Origin of the sequence: Bdellovibrio sp. HCB-110, assembly GCF_047323225.1 — a bacterium.
Classification (GTDB): Bacteria; Bdellovibrionota; Bdellovibrionia; order Bdellovibrionales; family Bdellovibrionaceae; genus Bdellovibrio.
Genome location: NZ_CP178750.1, coordinates 3,792,991 through 3,812,785, shown reverse-complemented (window position 1 = coordinate 3,812,785; position 19,795 = coordinate 3,792,991). Strand labels below are relative to the sequence as shown.

The 19,795-nt window shown below is 45.0% G+C and carries 23 protein-coding genes and 1 riboswitch; of the genes, 9 read left to right on the top strand and 14 right to left on the bottom strand.

All coding sequences use genetic code 11. The features are described from left to right. Position 1: 1 nt before the first annotated feature. The 3 genes from ACL934_RS18125 (at position 2) to ACL934_RS18115 (ending at position 3,594) form a co-directional block, all read left to right on the top strand. Positions 2–1,504 carry an ABC-F family ATP-binding cassette domain-containing protein gene (locus tag ACL934_RS18125; RefSeq protein WP_374075925.1) on the top strand — a complete coding sequence of 501 codons (1,503 nt, stop codon included), beginning with the start codon at positions 2–4 and terminating at the stop codon, positions 1,502–1,504. 77 nt (positions 1,505–1,581) lie between these two features. After that, positions 1,582–3,069 carry a hypothetical protein gene (locus ACL934_RS18120; protein ID WP_374075924.1) on the top strand — a complete coding sequence of 496 codons (1,488 nt, stop codon included), beginning with the start codon at positions 1,582–1,584 and terminating at the stop codon, positions 3,067–3,069. A gap of 60 nt (positions 3,070–3,129) precedes the next feature. Further along, positions 3,130–3,594 (top strand): hypothetical protein, encoded by a 465-nt coding sequence (locus ACL934_RS18115; protein ID WP_374075923.1) that lies wholly within the window; start codon positions 3,130–3,132, stop codon positions 3,592–3,594. Here the strand turns inward: ACL934_RS18115 and ACL934_RS18110 are convergent. The 3 genes from ACL934_RS18110 to ACL934_RS18100 form a co-directional block, all read right to left on the bottom strand. Then, entirely contained in the window at positions 3,591–4,391 is an 801-nt protein-coding gene (locus tag ACL934_RS18110; RefSeq protein WP_374075922.1) for a DUF2799 domain-containing protein, read from the bottom strand. The two genes, ACL934_RS18115 and ACL934_RS18110, sit on opposite strands and share 4 nt — an antisense overlap. Then, positions 4,392–6,224 (bottom strand): ATP-binding cassette domain-containing protein, encoded by a 1,833-nt coding sequence (locus ACL934_RS18105; protein WP_374075921.1) that lies wholly within the window; start codon positions 6,222–6,224, stop codon positions 4,392–4,394. A 99-nt stretch (positions 6,225–6,323) separates the two neighbouring features. After that, the gene (locus tag ACL934_RS18100) at positions 6,324–7,184 is read right to left on the bottom strand and encodes an endonuclease I family protein (protein WP_374075920.1); all 861 of its coding nucleotides are present in this window, start codon (positions 7,182–7,184) and stop codon (positions 6,324–6,326) included. After that, positions 7,176–7,273, bottom strand: a riboswitch (purine riboswitch). It overlaps the preceding gene by 9 nt. A 196-nt stretch (positions 7,274–7,469) precedes the next feature. Here ACL934_RS18100 and ACL934_RS18095 point away from each other — a divergent pair. Both ACL934_RS18095 and ACL934_RS18090 read left to right on the top strand, forming a co-directional pair. After that, positions 7,470–8,414 carry a hypothetical protein gene (locus ACL934_RS18095; RefSeq protein ID WP_374075919.1) on the top strand — a complete coding sequence of 315 codons (945 nt, stop codon included), beginning with the start codon at positions 7,470–7,472 and terminating at the stop codon, positions 8,412–8,414. Positions 8,415–8,465: 51 nt separating this feature from the next. Further along, a complete protein-coding gene (locus ACL934_RS18090; RefSeq protein WP_413612711.1) occupies positions 8,466–8,825 on the top strand; it encodes a zinc ribbon domain-containing protein YjdM in 360 nt (119 codons plus the stop codon). Here the strand turns inward: ACL934_RS18090 and panD are convergent. Genes panD through ACL934_RS18060 form a run of 6 tightly spaced genes read right to left on the bottom strand, consistent with a single transcriptional unit; the run spans position 8,822 to position 13,514 of the window. Further along, positions 8,822–9,205, bottom strand: a complete 384-nt coding sequence (panD, locus tag ACL934_RS18085; RefSeq protein ID WP_413612710.1) for an aspartate 1-decarboxylase — start codon at positions 9,203–9,205, stop codon at positions 8,822–8,824. The two genes, ACL934_RS18090 and panD, sit on opposite strands and share 4 nt — an antisense overlap. A gap of 10 nt (positions 9,206–9,215) precedes the next feature. Further along, entirely contained in the window at positions 9,216–9,986 is a 771-nt protein-coding gene (locus ACL934_RS18080) for a type III pantothenate kinase (protein ID WP_413612709.1), read from the bottom strand. Continuing rightward, entirely contained in the window at positions 9,983–11,254 is a 1,272-nt protein-coding gene (gene coaBC, locus ACL934_RS18075) for a bifunctional phosphopantothenoylcysteine decarboxylase/phosphopantothenate--cysteine ligase CoaBC (protein WP_413612708.1), read from the bottom strand. Before coaBC ends, ACL934_RS18080 begins: the two co-directional genes overlap by 4 nt. Continuing rightward, a complete protein-coding gene (gene panC / locus ACL934_RS18070) occupies positions 11,241–11,996 on the bottom strand; it encodes a pantoate--beta-alanine ligase (protein ID WP_413612707.1) in 756 nt (251 codons plus the stop codon). Before panC ends, coaBC begins: the two co-directional genes overlap by 14 nt. Next, on the bottom strand, positions 11,993–12,784 hold the full coding sequence (gene panB / locus ACL934_RS18065) for a 3-methyl-2-oxobutanoate hydroxymethyltransferase (protein WP_413612706.1): 792 nt from the start codon (positions 12,782–12,784) through the stop codon (positions 11,993–11,995). The genes panC and panB overlap by 4 nt, the downstream gene beginning before the upstream one ends. Positions 12,785–12,791: 7 nt before the next feature. Next, positions 12,792–13,514 (bottom strand): DUF2520 domain-containing protein, encoded by a 723-nt coding sequence (locus ACL934_RS18060; protein ID WP_374075912.1) that lies wholly within the window; start codon positions 13,512–13,514, stop codon positions 12,792–12,794. A 141-nt stretch (positions 13,515–13,655) separates the two neighbouring features. On the opposite strand from ACL934_RS18060, the gene ACL934_RS18055 reads away from it, so the two are divergent. From ACL934_RS18055 to ACL934_RS18040, 4 genes are all read left to right on the top strand, one after another. Then, on the top strand, positions 13,656–14,390 hold the full coding sequence (locus ACL934_RS18055) for a hypothetical protein (RefSeq protein WP_413612705.1): 735 nt from the start codon (positions 13,656–13,658) through the stop codon (positions 14,388–14,390). A gap of 10 nt (positions 14,391–14,400) precedes the next feature. Beyond that, complete coding sequence (locus tag ACL934_RS18050; RefSeq protein ID WP_413612704.1) at positions 14,401–14,967, top strand: hypothetical protein; 567 nt, start codon at positions 14,401–14,403, stop codon at positions 14,965–14,967. Between the two features lie 11 nt (positions 14,968–14,978). Further along, the gene (locus ACL934_RS18045; RefSeq protein WP_374075909.1) at positions 14,979–15,689 is read left to right on the top strand and encodes an SDR family NAD(P)-dependent oxidoreductase; all 711 of its coding nucleotides are present in this window, start codon (positions 14,979–14,981) and stop codon (positions 15,687–15,689) included. Between the two features lie 96 nt (positions 15,690–15,785). After that, positions 15,786–16,547 carry a cyclic nucleotide-binding domain-containing protein gene (locus ACL934_RS18040; protein WP_413612703.1) on the top strand — a complete coding sequence of 254 codons (762 nt, stop codon included), beginning with the start codon at positions 15,786–15,788 and terminating at the stop codon, positions 16,545–16,547. A gap of 5 nt (positions 16,548–16,552) precedes the next feature. Here ACL934_RS18040 and ACL934_RS18035 read toward each other — a convergent pair whose 3' ends face one another. Genes ACL934_RS18035 through ACL934_RS18015 form a run of 5 tightly spaced genes read right to left on the bottom strand, consistent with a single transcriptional unit; the run spans position 16,553 to position 19,790 of the window. Next, positions 16,553–17,470: a hypothetical protein gene (locus ACL934_RS18035; RefSeq protein WP_413612702.1), complete on the bottom strand. Its 918-nt coding sequence runs from the start codon at positions 17,468–17,470 to the stop codon at positions 16,553–16,555. A 45-nt stretch (positions 17,471–17,515) separates the two neighbouring features. After that, the gene (locus ACL934_RS18030; RefSeq protein WP_413612701.1) at positions 17,516–18,019 is read right to left on the bottom strand and encodes an OmpH family outer membrane protein; all 504 of its coding nucleotides are present in this window, start codon (positions 18,017–18,019) and stop codon (positions 17,516–17,518) included. A gap of 20 nt (positions 18,020–18,039) precedes the next feature. Then, a complete protein-coding gene (locus ACL934_RS18025) occupies positions 18,040–18,894 on the bottom strand; it encodes a DUF4097 family beta strand repeat-containing protein (RefSeq protein ID WP_413612700.1) in 855 nt (284 codons plus the stop codon). Positions 18,895–18,903: 9 nt separating this feature from the next. After that, complete coding sequence (locus ACL934_RS18020) at positions 18,904–19,476, bottom strand: DUF1700 domain-containing protein (protein ID WP_374075904.1); 573 nt, start codon at positions 19,474–19,476, stop codon at positions 18,904–18,906. Beyond that, entirely contained in the window at positions 19,473–19,790 is a 318-nt protein-coding gene (locus ACL934_RS18015) for a PadR family transcriptional regulator (protein WP_374075903.1), read from the bottom strand. Before ACL934_RS18015 ends, ACL934_RS18020 begins: the two co-directional genes overlap by 4 nt. Between the last annotated feature and the right edge of the window lie 5 nt (positions 19,791–19,795).

The window sequence follows — 19,795 nt, the reverse complement described above, 5'->3', positions numbered from 1 at the left end:
TATGCAAAATAATTTAATAAGCGTGGCCGTAAGGTCACTGGGCTTTGAGTTACCTCAAGGCGACAAACTCTTTTCGAATATCTCGTTTACTTTAAACTCCTCTCGTTACGGACTTGTTGGGCCTAATGGAGTGGGCAAAAGTACTTTAGCCAAGTTGTTGGCAGGCACTCTTATGCCTTCTTCCGGAGAAATTAATCTTTCCCATCCCGTTGTGTATCTGTCGCAATGGAGTGAACGGTTTGATCAAACTGTCGGTGAGTATTTGATACAGCTCTGGGAAAGCCCTCATGCCAGCGCAGAAATTTGGGGACCCCTCTTGCAAAATATCGCGCTGGAAAATTCTTTGCTGCATTTAAGTGGTGGTGAGTGGACCCGTGTGCGTATTGCGGAATCTCTTGCGCGTGCTGGAGGACTTTTGATCCTCGACGAGCCGACAAATAATTTGGATAAAGACGCGCGGCGATTTATCACGGACTTTGTCAAATCCTATGCGGGAGCCCTTTTGGTGATCAGCCACGATCGTGAGCTTCTCAATTATGTTGATACGATTCTGGAACTCTCCAATCAGGGACTTTCAGTCTATGGCGGCAGTTTTGACTTCTACAAGGAGCAGAAAGAGGCCGAACGCCATCTCCAGGAAGAAAAACTAGATCGCGCCCGACGAGAGAAAAAGAAAATGGAGCGAGAACATAAAGAAAAGCTGCAATCTCAAGAAAAACGAATGCGGGAAGGGCAAAGGAAAGCGGATAAGGGTGGGTTGCCGCGTATTATTGTCGGCGGATTGAAGCGCCGTGCGGAAGAAACCCACGGAAGAATTCACGCTCATGAGGAAAAACGTGTGGAAAAAGCCCAAGCCGAATTTCAGGAACTCTTTTCTAAAACAAAGCGCGAAACCACGCTGGGATTGGATTTGCCGGAAACGTCAGTGCCAGAGGGAAAACTTATTTTTGAATTGGAGAACGTCAATGTACGCTTTCCTTCTCAAGAAAAAGACTTATGGTCAGAACCTGTTTCCATGATTATGAAAGGGCCTAAACGCTGGGCACTGGCAGGTCCCAACGGAGTTGGCAAAAGCACACTGATAAAAATAATCTTGGAAAAAGTTCCGGAGAACATCACGACGTCTTTATTGGATCAAAGTTATTCACTCTTAAAAAGTGAAGCATCTATCCTGGATAATGTGATGGAGCATTCACGCTATGATCTGGTGGAAACCCGCAATCATCTCGCGCGATTTCAATTTCTCGGGGAAAAAGTGCATCAGAAAGTGGAGTCCCTCAGTGGAGGGGAAAAATTGAAAGCCTCTTTGGCAAAAATTCTTCTCGCCAATCCCGCTCCGCAATTTCTGATTCTGGATGAGCCCACAAACAACTTGGATTTAGCGAGCCTCGAAGTTTTGGAAGAGGCTTTGTGTGAATATCAAGGCGCTTTGTTGGTCGTTTCCCATGACGAGGTTTTCCTGGAGAACGTCGGAATTAGCGAGGTCTATCTTTTGCAATCCTAGCCTTTACTATGATTGCTCGTTGGTTGACCTCCTTGAGTTTTGTGTGTTTTGGCCTACTTAGCCTGATGGTTCTTCAGATGACGAAGAGGCCGCTTTGTATCGATTCCAAGGTTGTCGAAAGAATTGACAGACTGACTGAGCAAGGGGCGGACACAGTCTATCGTTGTGCTTTGAATAAGGTGACACCTTATAGTGTTTTCTTTAGCGAAAATGCCCGCGATTTAAGTTACCGTGTTCAGCAAACAGAAAGGCTCCTGGAAAGCATGGAGCCTTTCTATCGCAAGGTGCAAGTGACGATCATGCAGGATCGTCCTTACTTGTTCCGCATTCAAGGTCATCATATCTATATCGGCGAAAAGCTTTTAGAAGCTCCTGGACATCTTGAAAAAGGTCTTCTCAAAATTTGGTATCGCGAACGCAATGAAGCTCTTTTTTCTCAGCAAGTTCTGATGGAAGAAGTGGTCACGGATTTCCTTTTATATTTGCACGGGGGAGATCTCGATATCGGTGATCCTAATACTAAAATTAAAACGGCTCTGCGCAAAGTTAAATGGCCATATGTGATCAAGTCGGTTTCAGCGTATTGCGATTCTCCGTGGAAACAGTCTGAGCACTTTGCAGTTTGCCAGAACAAGCAAGAAGCAGGGTCTTTGATTGAACAGCAAGTTGTTGAAATGAGTTTAAGACCTCTTTTGGTCACAAGCTGGATTAAATCCTACAAAGGACTTTCTGTCAGAGAACGCTTTTTCTTTACACAAAATTTGCCACAGCTTCTTCGTTCGGAGCATTCTCCAGCTTTGCCGCTGACACTGTCTGCGGGTATTCCGGGTGTGCAAGAAACGGCCCTGTTAAGAGCTGCCGATGCAATTAAGAACGTAAATTCATTTGTTGCGACTTCTCAAGTGATGAAGGATTCAGACATTCATCGACTTTTTGTTTCAAACTTCACGAATGAATTGCGCTCCAATGGATTTCAAGATGCTTTTGCCGAAGCCTCATTTGACGTTTTGTATGTCAGTCGGGATTCATTGTCCGAAGGCTCTAAAGTCTTTGAACAATTTATGAAGATTGCAAAGGCGCAGCCGAAATTGCAAATGGCTCTTCAAGATAAAGAGAACCTTTGGATGTTGCCTTCAAGATATCCGATTCCGTTGAAATCCTTTGGTCAGATCAAGGCCAATCGCACCGTTGTTGAGAAGTGTGGCGGGTACAACTTTAGTTATGTGATGGACTATGCCGACATGACGGAAAAACTTTTGGTGGTGGATCACTGCGAAGCTCAAAGAGAAATCCATTATTCACGCTTCCTTACCGAAGGGGCTGAGGGTTTTGGTGCCCAGAATAAGGGAATCGCATTTGTTCAGTTTCATCTTCCGTCTCTCTTGATGAAAAAGACAGAGCTTGAGCAGGTTTCCAACGTCTTTGAATTTATCCAAAAGCGGGATGTGGAAAGTCCGTCATTCAAGAGCCTCGGTTGGCGCGAAGTTCACTGGAGCGAGCAAGCCAAAGCTTATCAGCCGAAGGCTTATGTGGACGCGATTGAGTGGTTCCGAGTACCAAACTAAAAACTTCTTGGAGCCATGCCTCTCTTTGAGTACCATAAAAACTCAAAAGAAGGGGTTGATATGAAATCACTAAGACTGCTTGCTGCAATCGTTTTGAGCTTTTCCATTATGGCCTGTGAGGCTCCGGAAAAAAATAAAGACGGCAACAACAATACGGCTGGTGGTGGCGGTGGAAACGTTCAACCAAGCAAACCTCTTCCGGCGGTATGTTCCCAGGATCTTTTAGCACGATTGAATTGGCGCGGTGATCGTTTGGCTTTTGGCTACACTGTGGAAGTAGGAACGACCAAAGACGTTTACAATGACACCCACACCATCAATCACGATCAAGATACTTTCTTATTCGCCTTAGAGCGTGGTTCTACTTACTATATTAAAATTACGAAGTATTTTAATAATAGTTCTCTGACTCAGTTTCAAAAAATCAGTCTTTATGTACCGACGTGTGATAAGCGCGTTGATTGGCAAAAGGCTCATCCAACCTATGCTGAGCCTTTCAACCACAATGTGACTTGGTCTAACTAATCGAGACTTGGTAATTCCGCTTTAAATTCAGCAATCTCGTCAAGCTTTGTGCGACGTTGTGATTCCAAAGAGCGGATTTCGCTTTCATAGCTCGACACTTCTGATCGTAAAGACGTAACGTCTGAAGACAATGACGAGATACGGTTATCGAGATAGCTGCGTTGATTGTGATTATCGAGCGGTGTGAAGTTTCTCTGTGTTTCCAAAGAGGACACTTCACTTTCAAGACCTCTCAAGCGACCTTGACGGAAGCTCAAGTCAGATCTTTTCGAAAAAAGTTTTGAATCAATTTCTCGAACGTCTGTTTGACGAGTGTCGATCATGGCTTGAACCCATTTTTTGCGACCTTTGCGGTATTCGACTAGGAAACCAGGCTCAAGATCTTTAGGGCAGATGTTTTGATATTTCTTTCCAGAAGCTCCCGCGTTCTGGCCATTGGATTTCGCACAATAGTCTTTCACACCCTTACTGTGCTCTGCCATAAGAACATTGATCTGAGGTCCTTCGCAGACATCGCGTGAAAAGAAATCACCACTTTTACCCACTTGGTATGCGTGAGGGGCACTGCAATACTTCTGCATTCCGTTTTTGAAACCTTGATCCAATTGCGATTCTTGAATTTCAGCTTCGACCTTGCGGCATTCATTGACCAACTTGTCGGAATTCAACCATTCACCACGAAGAGCGACTTTTTTTCCATGCTCAAACCAGTTCGTCGATTCACATTCTTTTTTCTTAAAATAACTCGCACATGCAGTCAGGTTGAGTACTAAGAAGATCAAAAGAATTCTTGTCATTTACGACCCCACAAGTTGTCTAAGTTCGTTTTCAAAACCGTGCTGGTCTTCCATGGCTTGTAGCATAGTGTTTTCCAGCTCTTCGATTTTTCCGCTGAGCTCATGAAGTTCTTTGGCAAGACTCCCGGCTTTTTCTCCCGCGGCACTCATTAGTTTTTCATTTAAAGAATCCCTCATCTTGCCAAGTTCGGCAATCTTCTTGTCGCAGTCCTCAACAAGCTTCTGGGATTTTTTAACAAGACCTTCAAGTCTCTTGCGCTCTTCTTTGTAGTTAAACTTTGTCGGTTCGTCCGATTTCGCAAGACTGCGGACGGAAGACTCGGAACTTTCAAAAGTTCTCTCTGCCAAAAATCCTTTTTGCAAACTCCACACGTATTCGTCATAAGTGCCCGGATAAAGTGTGAGCTTACCGTGGTTTACTTCTAAAATTTTATTGGCAACACGACCGATAAATCCGCGATCATGGCTGACGGTGATGATGGTGCCTTCGTACTTTTCCAAAGCTGTCGTCAAAGCCTCGACAGTGTCGAAATCCAAGTGATTCGTCGGTTCATCCAGCAGTAAAAGCGGGGATTTCTGCAAAAGAATTTGCCCCAAAGCCACGCGGGATTTTTCGCCCCCAGAAAGAACTTTCACTTTTTTTAAAGCCGCATCGCCAGAGAACAACAAGCTTCCCGCAATATTCAGGACATCTTGTTGAGTCACTTCTTTGTGAGCTGCCGAAGCCATGGCTTCAATGACTGTATGTTCGGGGTTTAAGGCTTCCGGTGTATGCTGAGCAAAATAAGAATAACTAACCTGATGACCCCATTTGATCGAACCTTGAACCAAAGGAATTTGTTCGCCCAGTGATTTTAGCAACGTCGATTTACCAGCGCCGTTCAGCCCCACAATCCCTAAATGATTTCCTCTTTCCAGTCGTAAGGACACATCTTTAAGAATCACTTTGTCGCCATAACCGCAATCAACGTGTTCTACTTCCAGAATCATTTTTCCTGTAGGACTTGCGGGAGGAATATGAATGTGTGAGTGCGTGGGCGCCGCCTTCATCTCGATCACTTCCATTTTTTCCAAAGCTTTCAAACGACTTTGCGCCTGACGAGCTTTTGTGGCTTTAGCTCCAAAGCGCGTGACGAAATCCATGATGGATTTTTTCTTAGCCTGCTGGCTGAGAATTTGTTTCTGCAAGATTTCATTGAGCATGGCTTTTTGTTCGAAGTAGTCATCAAGACTTCCCGGGAATTTCACGATGTCACCGGATTCAACTTCTAAAATATGATCAGTCACACGACGTAAAAATTCACGGTCATGGGAGATCAAAAGAAAAGCGCCTTTGAACTCTTGCAAAAAGCTTTCAAGAACCAAGAGTGTTTCTAGATCCAGAAAGTTCGTCGGCTCATCGAGCAATAACAAGTTCGGCTCTTGACCGATCAGATACAAAAGTTTTACGCGCATGCGGTAACCACCGCTGAGCTGTTTTAAGTGTGATTGAAAATGCGCTTCGCTAAGTCCCAGCTTCAAGCCAAACTGTTTCAGTTCCCAAAGTGGCTTAATGCAGTTTTTTGCCAGGTAATCTTCGACTTTTTCGTCGACATTCCAGTCGGATTCTTGTTCCAAGTATCCCAAGCGGAGTTGCTGGGATTTTGTGACGATGCCTTGATCGAGATGTTCTTGCTCCACCAAGATTTTAAACAAAGTGGATTTCCCAGCTCCATTAGGGCCGATCACACCGATATGTTCACCCTCATTGACGGCAAAGGTCGCGTCCTCAAAAAGACTTCTTGAGCCAAACGCTTTGTATCCAGATTGAAGTTGTAAGAGGGTGATCGCCATGGAGAGAAGTTCCACGAAAAGTCGCAGAACGTCAAGTAGGGGAAAACAAAAAGGGCCTGTAAGAACAGACCCTTTTTAGAATTAAATTGCCGTCAGAAACTAGAAGTCGTTGATGCTATCTTCAAGGTTCGCAAAGTCGATGAACGGATTTCTGTTGCCTTGAGTTTGGTAAATGTCGTCGTTGCGATTCATTTCATCTTCATCGATAGGATCTTCTTTAGACCATTTACGCAAGAAAGCTTCTTCGCTTGGATTGATAGGAAGATCGTAGCGTAAAGAGAAATAGAACAAGGCACGAGCTACGTTGCCTTTGTGATTTTGTGGTGGTTCAAAAATTTCACGACCGCCACCTTCAGCAGTGCCGAAGCGAGAAGCCGGGCAATCCAAAACTTTGCTGTCTTTAGCGACTTCGCCAAAGTTGTTGTTGCCACGGATTGAGTTCATTTTTGAATCCGTCGGGTAGAGATGGTGAAGGTCGGCTTTTTGTGTGCCTTTATCGAACTTTCCAGAGAAGCGACTTTGTGGCCAAGTGTGCTCAACGTTGATCACGTTGCTGTCAGGAATTTTTCCGGGTGCAGGACCACTTTTTCCTGGGAAGTCTTTCGCTGTTTTTTCATTATTGCAGTAAACGTCCGTGATCGAGTAGTTGCCGCCGCCGTTATCATGAAGGTAGTACTTTCCAAGCAAATACACGCGAGCGCCATTGTAGCCGATGGATTCTTGCGCATAACAACCAGATCCATTACAGCCGCTGACGATTTGATCGTAGCTGCCATCCACACGAAGATGATAACTTCTTAGAACCAATTTGATGCCGTTTTTAAGCTCGTTATTGCTAACACCTGTTGCAAGATCGCGATAAAATTTTTCGCCGTAGTAGGGAACTTCTTGAGAAGAGGGAGCTGCATGTCCCAAATTCGCGGTCAGAAGAACAAGCAGAGAGAGCATAAAAACGTTCATGAGATCCTCCATAGTTAGACATTTTTGGTGTCTAGTAGAAACGCCGCGCCCTATCCGCAGCATATACGGGGTTGACGCGTAAAACTTAGTTCACTGATCGCTAAGCTTGCAAGGAAACTTCGTAAAGCTGACGCTTTCCCTACAATTCTTTGCGATGCATCACCAACGTCCAGTCACAAACGGTCTCAAAATGAGAAAATCTAGAGTTTTTGACGCTGTAAGCTCATGGAATGAGCCGATTTCCCGATAAGTCTAATCATGAGACCGGGGAAAAGGAACGTCAGCATGTATGTAAGATCACTCTTAGTTTTAGCGCTATCGGTTCCTTTTCTTGTGCAAGCGCAAACCGCGACCGCACCGAACTCGGCAGCCGTATTTCAGAACATGCAACTTCAACAACAATACATGATCCAACAGCAGCAGGCGCAAATGGTGGCTGCTCAAAATGCTGCTCTTGAACAACAACAGGCCGCTGCTGATGCGACTCAAAAACAAAATATCTTCCAGTTGATCTTAGGCCTATGCCCGATGATGTTCGGTGGTTCGAAGTCCGCGATGGGCTCAACAGGGGATAAGTTGAAAGATGCGGCCTACGAGATGGAAGACGCTGCGTGGGCTGCCCGTGAAAAAGAAGGTTTTATCTACGAAAAGAATTTAGATCGTAATCTTGCCAGAGAAATCGGGGGAGATGCGAGTGCTAAGTTTGCCAAAGGCTGTGATCACTTTATCAATAAGGAAGGTCAGTTGGGTGCATGGGGTTCTTACACTCTTCAACAGATCAAAGATAAACCGGATTCTTTCGGTTTGAATGTTCCTGATGATATCACGAAGTGGTGTCCGAATTATCCAAAGATGACCAAAGAGCAGCGCGAACTTTACTGGGTGTGGATCATCATGTCGATGGCTTCTTCTGAATCCAGTTGTAATCCGACGAACGACAATAGAAATGCTCCGAATGGAACGGCCATCGGTCTTTTGCAAGTGTGGAAGCCGGTTTGTCCAAAAGCCCGTGACTTGCATGTGCCTTATCAAAATATCCAATGTGGTGTAGACCTTCTTGCAAAGGAACTTCAAAACCGCGACACGTTGATGACTCCAACGTCGAAAGGCCGCGAGGGAACTTACTGGGGACCTCTGCGCAGTGACGATTGGAATAAACGCCGTGGTGGGGATATCGCCGGCGCTCAAAAAACGCGCGGTTTGATGAGTCAATACCGCTATTGCAAATAATTTTATTCAGCGGTCATAGCCAAATTGTCTTTGATGTGCTTTATTAAGCGCATGAGCAATGAATCAAAATGTCCAAAATGCGGTTCCGAAAATATTTATCAAGATGGCAACCTGTGGATTTGCCCAGAGTGTGGCAATGAGTGGAGTGTGCATGTCTCCACGGAGGTTGTAGAAGAAGCTCCAGCATCGAATGTTATTAAAGATGCGAACGGCAATATTCTTCAAGACGGTGATACGGTCACTGTGATCAAAGATTTGAAAGTGAAAGGTTCGTCTTCTTCAGTGAAGGTGGGAACTAAAGTGAAAAATATCCGTTTGGTGTTTGATAGCGCCGATGGACACGACATCTCTTGCAAGATCGATGGTTTCGGCGCGATGAACTTAAAATCAGAATTCGTGAAGAAGGCTTAGGCCTTCTTCACGTTATTCTTACGACTTTCTTTGCGTTTTTCTTTGACGCGGTTTTTGCTGTCGACAAAAACGACTTGAGGTTCGTGTTTTTGCGCTTCCTCAAGGCTCATGCCGCAGTAAGAACAGATGATCACAAGATCCCCTCTTTGCACGTGACGAGCGGCTGCTCCATTAAGGCAGATTTCGCCTTTTTTGCCTTTAATTACGTAAGTTGAAAAACGAGCACCGTTATTACAATTGTAGATATCCACGCGTTCATTGATCAAAAGACCCGAAGCTTTGATAAGATCAGGGCAGATACTGACGGAGCCCTCGTAATCAAGATCAGCGCCAGTAACAGTTGCGCGGTGAATTTTTGCTCTTAACATTGATAAATTCATATTTAAACCCTTAAGTGTTGTATTGCAAAGCGATCAGCATGCCTTTAAGAACCAAGTCCGGCACAATCTCATCGAATATTTTTTCTTTTTCAAATAAAGATGAAAAACCGCCTGTGCCAATCACGAGAGGTTTTTCGTCTTGGAAACATTCCTTCGTGATGCGTTCACGAAGTTCTTTGATTGTTCCCAAGTGTCCATAATAGAGGCCGGATTGGATGCTCTCGATCGTCGAGCGTCCCAAGGCCTCGTGCATGGAAATGATTTCTACAGAGGGAAGTTTCGCCGTTTTGCTTTCCAACGCTTCCATGTTCAGGCGAAGACCTGCAACGATAGAACCACCCAAGTAGTCTTTGTCTTTCGTGACTGCACAGAAAGTAGTTGCTGTTCCCAGATCCACAAGAATCAAGTTCTTGCCGGGATACAGGTGAGTCGCGGCAATGGAGTTGGCAATACGGTCGGCACCGACTTCCAGAGGGTTGCGATACTTTACTTTCAAACCGGTTTTCACTCCGGCTTGCAGGATGAACGGGTTGATATTGAAATATTTCATGCAGGCGCCGCGAAGAGAATAAATCACTTCAGGCACAACACTGCAGATCGCGATTTGTTTGATCTTGGAAGGATCATAACCATTTTCGCGAATTGCACTGCGCAGGAAAATTCCTGTTTCATCGGAAGAAGCTCCACTTTTGGAGTTCTTACGGAAAGACAAAACCATTTTGTCTTTGTCAAAAAGACCGGCATAAATCTGTGTATTGCCGACATCAAGGCACAAAATCATAGAGCGTCCTTAGGTATCAATACCTGAATCAATTCATTTGTCAGTTGTCCCAAGTTGTCGCAAGGAACGGCTTCTTGAGGGCTGATTAAAGTAAACTTGTGAGTTCTGTTAACAATATCAATATCCGTCAGATCGTTGTGAACAACGTAATCGGCCTTAGAACCTTTAAAGAGTTTTTCCACCGCCGCTTTTCTTTCTTCGCTGGAAGCGTGGCTGGTTAATTTAAAGGCAATGACCTGAAGGTCCTTGTTCTTTGAATAATCTTTAAGGCGATCGACAATCTTGTGATTGCGTTTAAGATGTATATTCATTGCCTCAGAGTCCGAGCTGACTTTTTTGACTTCAAAAGGACGATACTTTTTTCCAGCAACTTCAATGCTGTCGACGGAATAATCGCTCACCGCGGCGGCATGAATGACATGGGTAAAGTCTTCACTGGAAAGATAGTTTTTCATCTTTTCATCGAGGCTTGCAAAACTTGTGAAATAATCGCGACGAGATACGTTTTCAGTTTTGGGTGAGCCATGAGCTTGCAAAAGTGTCACATCAAAACCCATCTGAGTCATCGCTTCGGCTAAAGCAATTCCTGTGCGGCCCGAGCTTAAGTTGCTGATCACACGAACAGTGTCAATGGGCTCTTGCGTTCCACCAGCTGTGACCAAAACTTTGACTTTGGCAAAAGCTGAAGCTCTTTCTGAAGGGGTTTTCGCTGCTTCTGATTTTGGAGAGCGTTTCAATGCCTCCAGGGCAAACTTGAGAATAAGATCCGGCTCTAAAAGACGGCCCCATCCTTCTTCTCCGCAGGCTAAGATGCCAGAGGCAGAATCCAGAATTTCAAGGCCCATATCGCGCAAGGCCTGCAACGACTTTTGTGTCACCGGATGACTGTACATACTTGTGTTCATCGCCGGTGCAACTAAGAATGGTTTTTTAAAATCGTGCGCCAAGAATAAAGTTTGCACGAGATCGTCACCCACACCTTGCGCCGCTTTATTGATAAAGCTCGCTGTTGCCGGAGCCACAAGGATCATGTCAGCCCATCTCATCAAGTGAATATGATCCATGACATTGCCGGGAGCATACATATCACTCACGACAGGTTTTCCCGTGAGTCCTTCTAAAGTCGCATTGCCGATAAATTTTAAAGCAGAAGGAGTTGCGACAACTTGCACCTCGCAGTTGTTTTGAACCAGACGAGAAACCACATGGCACGCTTTGTAACAGGCAATGGAGCCCGTCATGATAAAGAGAACTTTAGATTTCGACATTGTCTATCAACCTCACTTCTCCCAATTTCGCAGCAACGAAGCGGCGATTGCCGATGTCCGTGACGTAGTCGACCTTAAAACCCTGGGAGTTGAGTTTTTCGGTGGCTTCCTCGGCAGATTTACTTTCCGTGATGGCTTTGTAAATTGCAGGAGCCTTTGCACGTTCTTCGGGTGTGAGTCTGGTATTGCGAGAACTCATGGCAAGGCCGTCTTTTTCTCGCATCGTTGGCACCGGAACGATTTCCAGATTCATAAAGAAGCTTTCCACCATTCCTTTGATCAGCGTCATTTGCTGAAAATCTTTTTCGCCGAAGTAAGCCTTGGTTGGCGAAACGATATTAAAAAGTTTCATCACCACAGACAAAACACCGTCAAAGTGTCCGGGACGATGAGCCCCATCTAAAAGATTTGAATATTCGGTTTCAATTACTTTGTAGCGATAGTTATCGGGATACATATCCGTGTACTTCGGATAAAAAATCGCATCAACACCGTTGCGTTCAGCCATGGCCAGATCTTGCTCCCAGGTTTTGGGATATTTTTCCAAATCCGAGGGATCATTGAACTGCGTGGGGTTTACGAAAATAGAAAGAACGACAAAGTCATTGTCGTCATAAGCACGTTTTAAAAGGGACTCGTGTCCTTCGTGCAAAGCTCCCATGGTGGGAACAAAGCCGATGGAGCCGTGTTTTCCCCAGCGCCAGGTTTTGAATTCTTGAGGTGAGCGTAAAACTTTTTTCATGAATAGCTCTCCTTTTCAGTCGGGAATTCACTCTCGACAACTTCGCTGTGATATTTGTTGAAGACGTCTTTCAAAGTTTCAAAGCCGTTGAAATATGTTTTGAGGAATTTAGGTTTAAAGCCTTCATTCATACCAAGCATGTCTTGCAGAACCAAAACTTGGCCATCGCAATCAGGCCCCGCCCCAATACCGATGGTTGGGATTTCTAAAGATTCCGTGATGTCGTGAGCAAGTTTAGAGGGAACACATTCAAGCACGACAGAGAAAGCTCCGGCGTCTTGCAATTGCAAAGCTTGCTCTTTGATTTTCTTCTGCGCCTTTTCATCGCGGCCTTGAACTTTAAATCCGCCTAATTGATTCACGGATTGGGGAGTTAAACCCAAGTGACCCATCACCGGAACACCCGAATCCACCAAGTGACGAACAAGTTCGATATTTCCCGAAGCGCCTTCTAGTTTCACGGCATGGGCTCCGGCTTTCATGATTTTTTCAACATAAGTCATATTGGCCGTGAGGCCTTTGCGGTAACTCATGAAAGGCAGATCACCGATCACAAATTTATCTCCGGCACCGCGAACCACGGCGGCGGTATGCAAAGCCATCATATTCACTGACGCGTTCAAAGTGGTTTTATGTCCGTGCATGGTCATTGCCAAGGAATCGCCGACAAGAAGGCAGTCAATGTTGCTGGCAGCGACAATGCGAGCAAAAGAATAGTCGTAACAAGTGATCATCGAGATCTTCTGTTTTTTGATTTTCTTTTCGTGGAAATCGAGGATGGTTTTCATAAGGGCCTCACTTTCGCGGATACTCGGGCCAATAAGTTTTTAGAAAAGCTTGATAGATCTCGTGATAGGGATCGTTTTTCAAAGCTTGCAAATTTGCATTTACTGTTTCGATATCTTTACGCACCAAAGGACCGGTCAAGGCTTTCGCAGGATCCGCAAAAGTGTTTGCGAGCACCTTCTCAAGATAGACCTCGGCCGCCTCAGAGGGAATTTTCATTTCAGCAAAACCGGAAAGCATTTTGCTCACTAGCAATGTGACAAAGTTGCCTCCCAAAACGCAGTACGAATGATAAAGAGCTTTTTGTGAAACTTCGATCACTGAATAAGAATTCGCAAGAGAGGGAAAAATCTCTGGTAAAGAGTTTGCACCTGTTAGTGTGAAATGAATTTTTTTATAGAACTCTAAATCGTAAAGCTCAGGCCCAAAGGTCATCAAAGGATGCGCTGAAATCATGCCTTCAAAATGGTGGGCTCCAGAAAATTGCACGACCACTTTTTCATGACCCGCGAGATGCTGACGATAAAAACCTGGAAGGGCGCTATCGCTGATTGCGAGCAGGACATGAGAGGCTGCAGAAACTTTGCGAGCCAAAGCATGAGGATCTTGGGAGCGGTCCCAGGATTCGAAACTGATATTTAACAAATTTAAGTAATGGCCAAGGTGTCGGGCGACGCGGCCAGAGCCAATCAAGAGATAGGAAATAGGAGATAACGTGTTTGTCGCCTTCATATAATTGGGTACCTGTCTGGTAAGAGATCAAGTCCTTATGTAATGCCCGCAAACTAACATAATTCTACCAGATTTCAACGCTCATTGCCATGCCGCGCCAGGAGCTAGACTTAATAGCTAAACTAAGCGAAGTTCTCGCCCATGAAGTACTTTTATTGGATTTGCGCCACGGCTGTTATCGCTCTAGGTATCTATTTTGCGATGAATTTTTCGATTCAACCGCAGTCGATTCCTAAGATCAAATTTTCTCAGGTTCACACTCCAGAAGAGTTAGGTAAAGGCGTTTACGAACGACTTCGTTTGGAGGTCAAAGAAGCTCCTGTTGTTCTGTTGGGAGTGACGCCAAATAAGATTGAAGACATGGAGCTGTTGCGCGGTTTCTTTGAAGCGAATCAGGAGCCCGGATCAAAATACGACGTTATCGTCGTTGAGCCGATGCTTCCTTACGTTGAGCTTTTTAGCTCGAACATGCGCATTGATATTAAAGCTGAAATGGATCGTTTTGTTGAAGGCGTGAAAAAGGCGCGGGCTGAAGGTTTGCGGGTCGCAGCCATTGTGCCAAACGTTTATTCTTCGCAATTATTGAAGAAAAACCCTGCCAATCGTTTGAAAGACGAGTACAAACTCGACATCGTCAGTTTTTCCGTGACGAAGTTTCCAGTGACACGCGAACAAGAGCAGTTCTTTGAACCGAAGTGTGAGCTGGAAGAAGGCAAGGATCTTGCGGGCACCGGAGCGTTGGGTTGCATGATCCAAAACATCGCGCGCAAAACTTACCGCAAGAAATTTGAAGACGGAAAATATTCAGGAATGATGGAACAAACGGGCGGCAAAGATTATCTCATCCTGCTCAACAGAAACGCCGGTTCAAAATAGGGGGGAACGTATGAAAATGAAATGGATCGCAATGGCTTTGATGTCTTTGGTTGGTTTTTCGGCGCAAGCGGGAAGCAATCTTGAAGGCACTTGGATGAGTGAAGATGGCAAGGCCACAGTTCGTTTAGTCGAGTTCAATGGTCGTTTGACTCTGAATACGCGCAGCTATTACTACAACGGGGCTCCTTCAGATTATTTCTTTGAATTCCGCGTGCCGACGGATCGCGATGTGCGTCCTGGTGAAATTTTGCAAGGTCGTTTGCGCAGTCTTGATGGTTTTTACGGCTGTGTGTTTGATGAAGAAGCTCAAGCGCAATTGACTGAAGACGGAAAATTGAAATTGCACTATCCTCTTTTGACTTTCCACCGCGAAACACGCTCTGTTCGTCAAGGCATTGGCCATGGCTACCGTCGTGTGATTGATTGGAATGGCTGGGGTTGGGTAGAAACTGTGTATGCATTTCCTATCGAGCGTTGGCGCGTGATTTCTTGTGAGTGTGTGATCGATGCAAAAAACTGGTCGACAGGAGTTTTAGTTCCCGTAGATCACCAAACACCAGTTCCTCGTCCTCACTAAGGAGTTCGCAAGTGAAGAAGATCGCCATTGTTACTGGAGCAAATAGAGGCCTGGGTTTAGCAACATGCGAAGCCCTGGCGCAACGAGGCTTTAAGGTCATCATGGCGATGCGAAATCCTGAGAAAGCACAAAAACAAATCAACGGTCTTAAAATGAAAGACCTTGATGTTGTGGCGATGAAACTGGATCAGTCTCAGGAAAAAAGTATCAACGATTTCGTTGAGCAGATTCGTAAAGAATTTGGTTTCGTCGATGTGCTTGTGAATAATGCCGGAATCTTGATTGATAGTGAAGATGGCGGTAACTCGTCTCTCTTTAAAACCAAAGCATCGACAATTCAAAAAACGTTCACAACGAACACTTTGGGACCCTTTTTACTGACACAAAAGATTTTCCCTTTAATGAAACAAGAGGGCTATGGTCGCATCGTGAATGTTTCGAGTGGCATGGGCCAGCTTTCAGAATCTCAGACGGCATCGGCTGCCTATCGTATTTCCAAGACAGCGCTTAACATGGTCACAAATCTTTTCGCCTCTGAAGTCGGAGATAGTGATATCTGCGTGAATTCGGTGTCGCCAGGTTGGGTGCGCACAGATATGGGAGGCCCCAACGCGGATCGTTCCGTAGAACAAGGAATCAAGGGCATTGTGTGGGCAGCTACTTTGTCAAAAGGTGGACCCAATGGCGGATTCTTCCGCGATGGCGAAATGCTAAATTGGTAATGATCTCATCCAAGGTCTAAAAGCGATTTCAGTCTTTGAATAATTCAAATTAAATTTTACTATTAAGGTCTACGTAGCACCAAGGATCAGTGAACTATGTCGGATCTCGAAAGTAAGAAAGTTTTCTTAATTGCCTCACACAACCCCGAAGACGTTGCGACTTTAGAAGAAGTTGTCAAAAGCCATTTTCAAAACGCCACGGTTTTTTCTGCGACGGACGGAATAGAGGCTCTTTTTAAGAGTGAAAACGTCACGCCTCATGTGGTGCTGCTCGATACAAATATTCAAAAGATGAGTGCCTTTGATGTGACGGAAAAACTTCTTCACCGCAAAGATCGTATCGCAGTTGTTCTTACGACGGAGCCATTCGAGCCGGAGCGTTTCGTCGATCAAGTGGTCACAGGACAAGTGCAGTTTTTAGAGCGTCCTTTGAAAGAGGGCTCCTTGGTGAAAGCTTTAACCCGGGCCTTGAATTGGATTTCTTTCGTCGAGAACTCTCACTATCGTCTGCGTTTCTTGGCGGCGAATGAAGTTTTGATCAAGCAAGGCGACAAAGGTGATTACATTTATCTGGTGAAGTCAGGAAAACTAAAAGCCTATAGACAAGAGCAAGGCCAAGAAGTGGTCTTGGGACAGATTCAAGCTGGAGAGTTTGTCGGCGAGATGTCTTACATCAACGGCGAAGTCAGGTCTGCCTCAGTGATGAGTTTGACGGATTGTGAGTTGATCGAAATTCCGAGTAGTTATTTTGATGTCGTGTTGTTTTCAAAACCTGCGTGGTCTAAAGCCCTGGTGAAGACCCTGTCTTTACGTTTAAAAAATTCAAATGAAGAAAAAACTGTGAAGGTGACGGATTAACCTGACTAATCAACTTTATTAAGTCGGACTTGGCCGACCATTTTGTATTCGCCAAGTTTTGCTTTTTCATAATAGTTTCCGACCCAGGTGTTCTTATTTCCGAGTGGATAGATTTGAATGTAGCCGTCATCACCATAGACATTCACGATCATGGCGCGACTGCCAGCAGGTCTCATAAAATTATCAGTCACCAAGCCTTTGCCAGTTCCACTGCGCGTGCGACTGAATGTTTTGCCATCGGATTTTCGTGTCAAAGCGATGTAAGAAGACCCTTCTTTGGTGGCACTTCGGTATTGAACTTGCCACTCAATGTACCAGTCCGATTTGTGGGCCTTGCGATCAAAGAAAGAAATTTCGCCCTGAAAGTGACCATCAATATCTAAAGCTTCCCGAGTGCTAAGATTCTTTGATTCCTTGAGGGTTGAAAAAAGATCAGGGATTTCAAGCTTGCGAAGTTCTTCCAAGGCTTCCGCTTCGTCCTGTGCATTTGTCACTCGGTACTCCCCCCGTGTCCATGCTCGAGGATTGGGTGTCGGCGTGGGCGTCGGAGTTTCTTGCGACATCGGCGGTGCAGAAGTTGGCGCTGGTGTTGCCGAGACGACAGGGGTTGGTGCGGCGATAGCGCAAGCGGCATCTAAGAGAGCGGGGTTTGTCGGTTTGTATCCAAGGCGCAGACCTAAATCTGCTAGGAAGACAGTGACAATCTTTCCTAAAATCTCGTCAGCTTTTTTATAACGGTCTTCAAGGGATTTGAGATTTTGGTATTCTTCAAAATCTTGGCGAGTCAGCTCGATCAAATCTGTTTTAACTTTTTCTTCGATTTGCTCGGCACTTTGAGCGGCGGGGAGGGAGCGTTGTCCCGCTTTGTAAGAAACAAAACCAACGGCGAATAAAACGACAAGACCCAAGATCCACTTCTTCATAGGAAAAAGGTATCAGGTCCCTTTTTCCTATGGAAGTTTTTTCTATTACTTTTCTTTTTCAAAAGCCTTGATCACGTCTTCCGTGAGATCGTGTTCAGGTTTGGCAAACAGAATGGTCTGCGTGTCTTGCAGAACCAAAGAGTATTCCTTCTCTTTTGAAACCTGAGCGATCACCTTTTGAAGTTTCTCGATGATTGGTGCTGTCAGCTCCTGATTCTTTTTTTGAATTTCAGATTGGCTGCTGGCGAGTTCTTCGCGAAACTTCATTATTTCATTTTGCAGTTCGCCCTGTTTGGTTTTTAGAGCCTCCGCAGAAAGAACGGATTTTTTCTTTTCTAGGTCTTCACCCAATTTTTTAAGATCCGCTTCTTTCTTTTCCAGTTCCTTTTTCTTTTTATTAAACTGGGTTTCCATTTCTGTCTTGGCTTTTTTTCCAGCGGAAGTTCCCTGGATGGCTTTTGTGACGTCCACGAAACCCACCTTGGTTTCCGCGTTTGCCAGAGCCGCTGCGACCAAGACAGCGGACATAAAGAAAAGTATTTTAAACATGATGCAGACTCCTTGTCTGGTTATTCGATTTCGATATCGCCGCTTGTTGTGGAAATAGTGACTTTAAATTCGCCGCCTTTGTCGCTGCCATGGCGGTTATGAATATCACCTGAAACAGACTTCAAAGAAAAATGGGTTTTATCCGCTTTGGCTAGTTTCATTTTGACGTCTCCTGATACCGACGTAAAGTCGATGTTCGATGGAGTCGTATTTGTAATTTCTAGATCTCCGCTCACAGATTTGCCTTCAAGCCTTGTGATGGAAGAAGCTTCGGCTTTGAAGTCTCCAGAAACGGTTTTCACCGCCAGATTTTTCGCTGTAACTTGATTCAAAGTCATTTCGCCTGAAACGGTTTTAAGATCAAGATCTTGAACGTTCAGATTTTCCGCAGTCACGTCACCACTTACAGTCAACACGTCCACAGTGCTTGTGAAAGAAGCTGGGATTTCGATTTGCACTTCAAGATCTTTGACAGCGTTGTTTTCAGGCTCACGAACCGTCAGCTCATCGTTGTTGACTTCTGTTTCAAGCAAACGGGGAGCCACGTTTTTATCAAGCTTCCCAGTTGCGGAAATCTTGATTTCATTTCCTGCGGATTTCTTGATCGAAAAATTTCCGCTGAAAGACTTAAATGTCACTTTTTTTGCGGGAGGGGCAAAGTTCCAAGTGTCTTGTGTTTTATCGTGAGCAGCGGGACCAACGCCGTAACCTTTGGACATGCCGCCCATGCGGATGCTGACGTTGAATTTATCCTCGATCTTTGAAATCAATTGCGGATCATTTTGAAAGGCTTTTTCTCCGGCATAGGCTGCCAGACCTAAAAAGCCCACGGTCCAAACGGCAAATGCGATAAAAAACTTTGTAAAGAGACTCATTTTAAACTCCTACTTTTGTAAAACGAATTTAAGGTTCCACTGAAGATAACTAATAACAGCTAGGACGACGTACTTTGTGATAACAAACATCACCATACCGCCGAGGACCGCCATACCGAAAAGTCCCATGCTGGTAGAGATGCCTGCCACCCACGCCCAGGCATTGACGGAAAGGGTGCCGAGCGTGGGTAGCAGCGAGAGCATGGCAAGGCTGACTGAACCAATCGCCACGGATACTGCCCAACCGGATGCAAGGAGGGACAGGATCACGACTCCCGGAATAAATAAAACGATAAAGTTAAATGGAGCGATCACCAAAAGACGGCCGATCACATTGAAAGCCAAACTCCATTGAAATCCTTTTTCCGGATTTTTGATTTCACTGATGAGACTTTCTGTTTTGTAGGCTTTGGCAATCGTTGCCGGGAAGCCCAGGCCTTCCGAGATTTCTTCTTCGGTTTTTCTTTTGCTCAGACCATGATTGAAGTGTTCTTCATAGTCAGAAAGGATGTCTTGAACATTTTGAACGTTGTTTCGTTCAAGCTCCTCTTTGAGTGTTTTTAAAAACTCTTGCTTGTTCATGTGATTTCCCTACTGATTAATTTTTCAATTTGTTGATTAAATTCCATCCACTGCTTGAACTGATCTTTTTGAAACTCTTTACCCAGTTTCGTAATTCGATAATATTTGCGCGGCGGTCCTTCAGAAGACTCCTGCAAATAAGTTTCAAAATACTTTTCCTCCGTTAGGCGACGAAGGATGGGGTAGAGAGTGCCTTCCGAGATTTCCAGTACTTTGGAAATCTCTTCGACCAACTCATATCCGTAATAATCCTTGCGCCCAATCATGGTGAGGACACAGAGCTCAAGGACACCTTTTTTAAATTGCGCGTTCATACCTG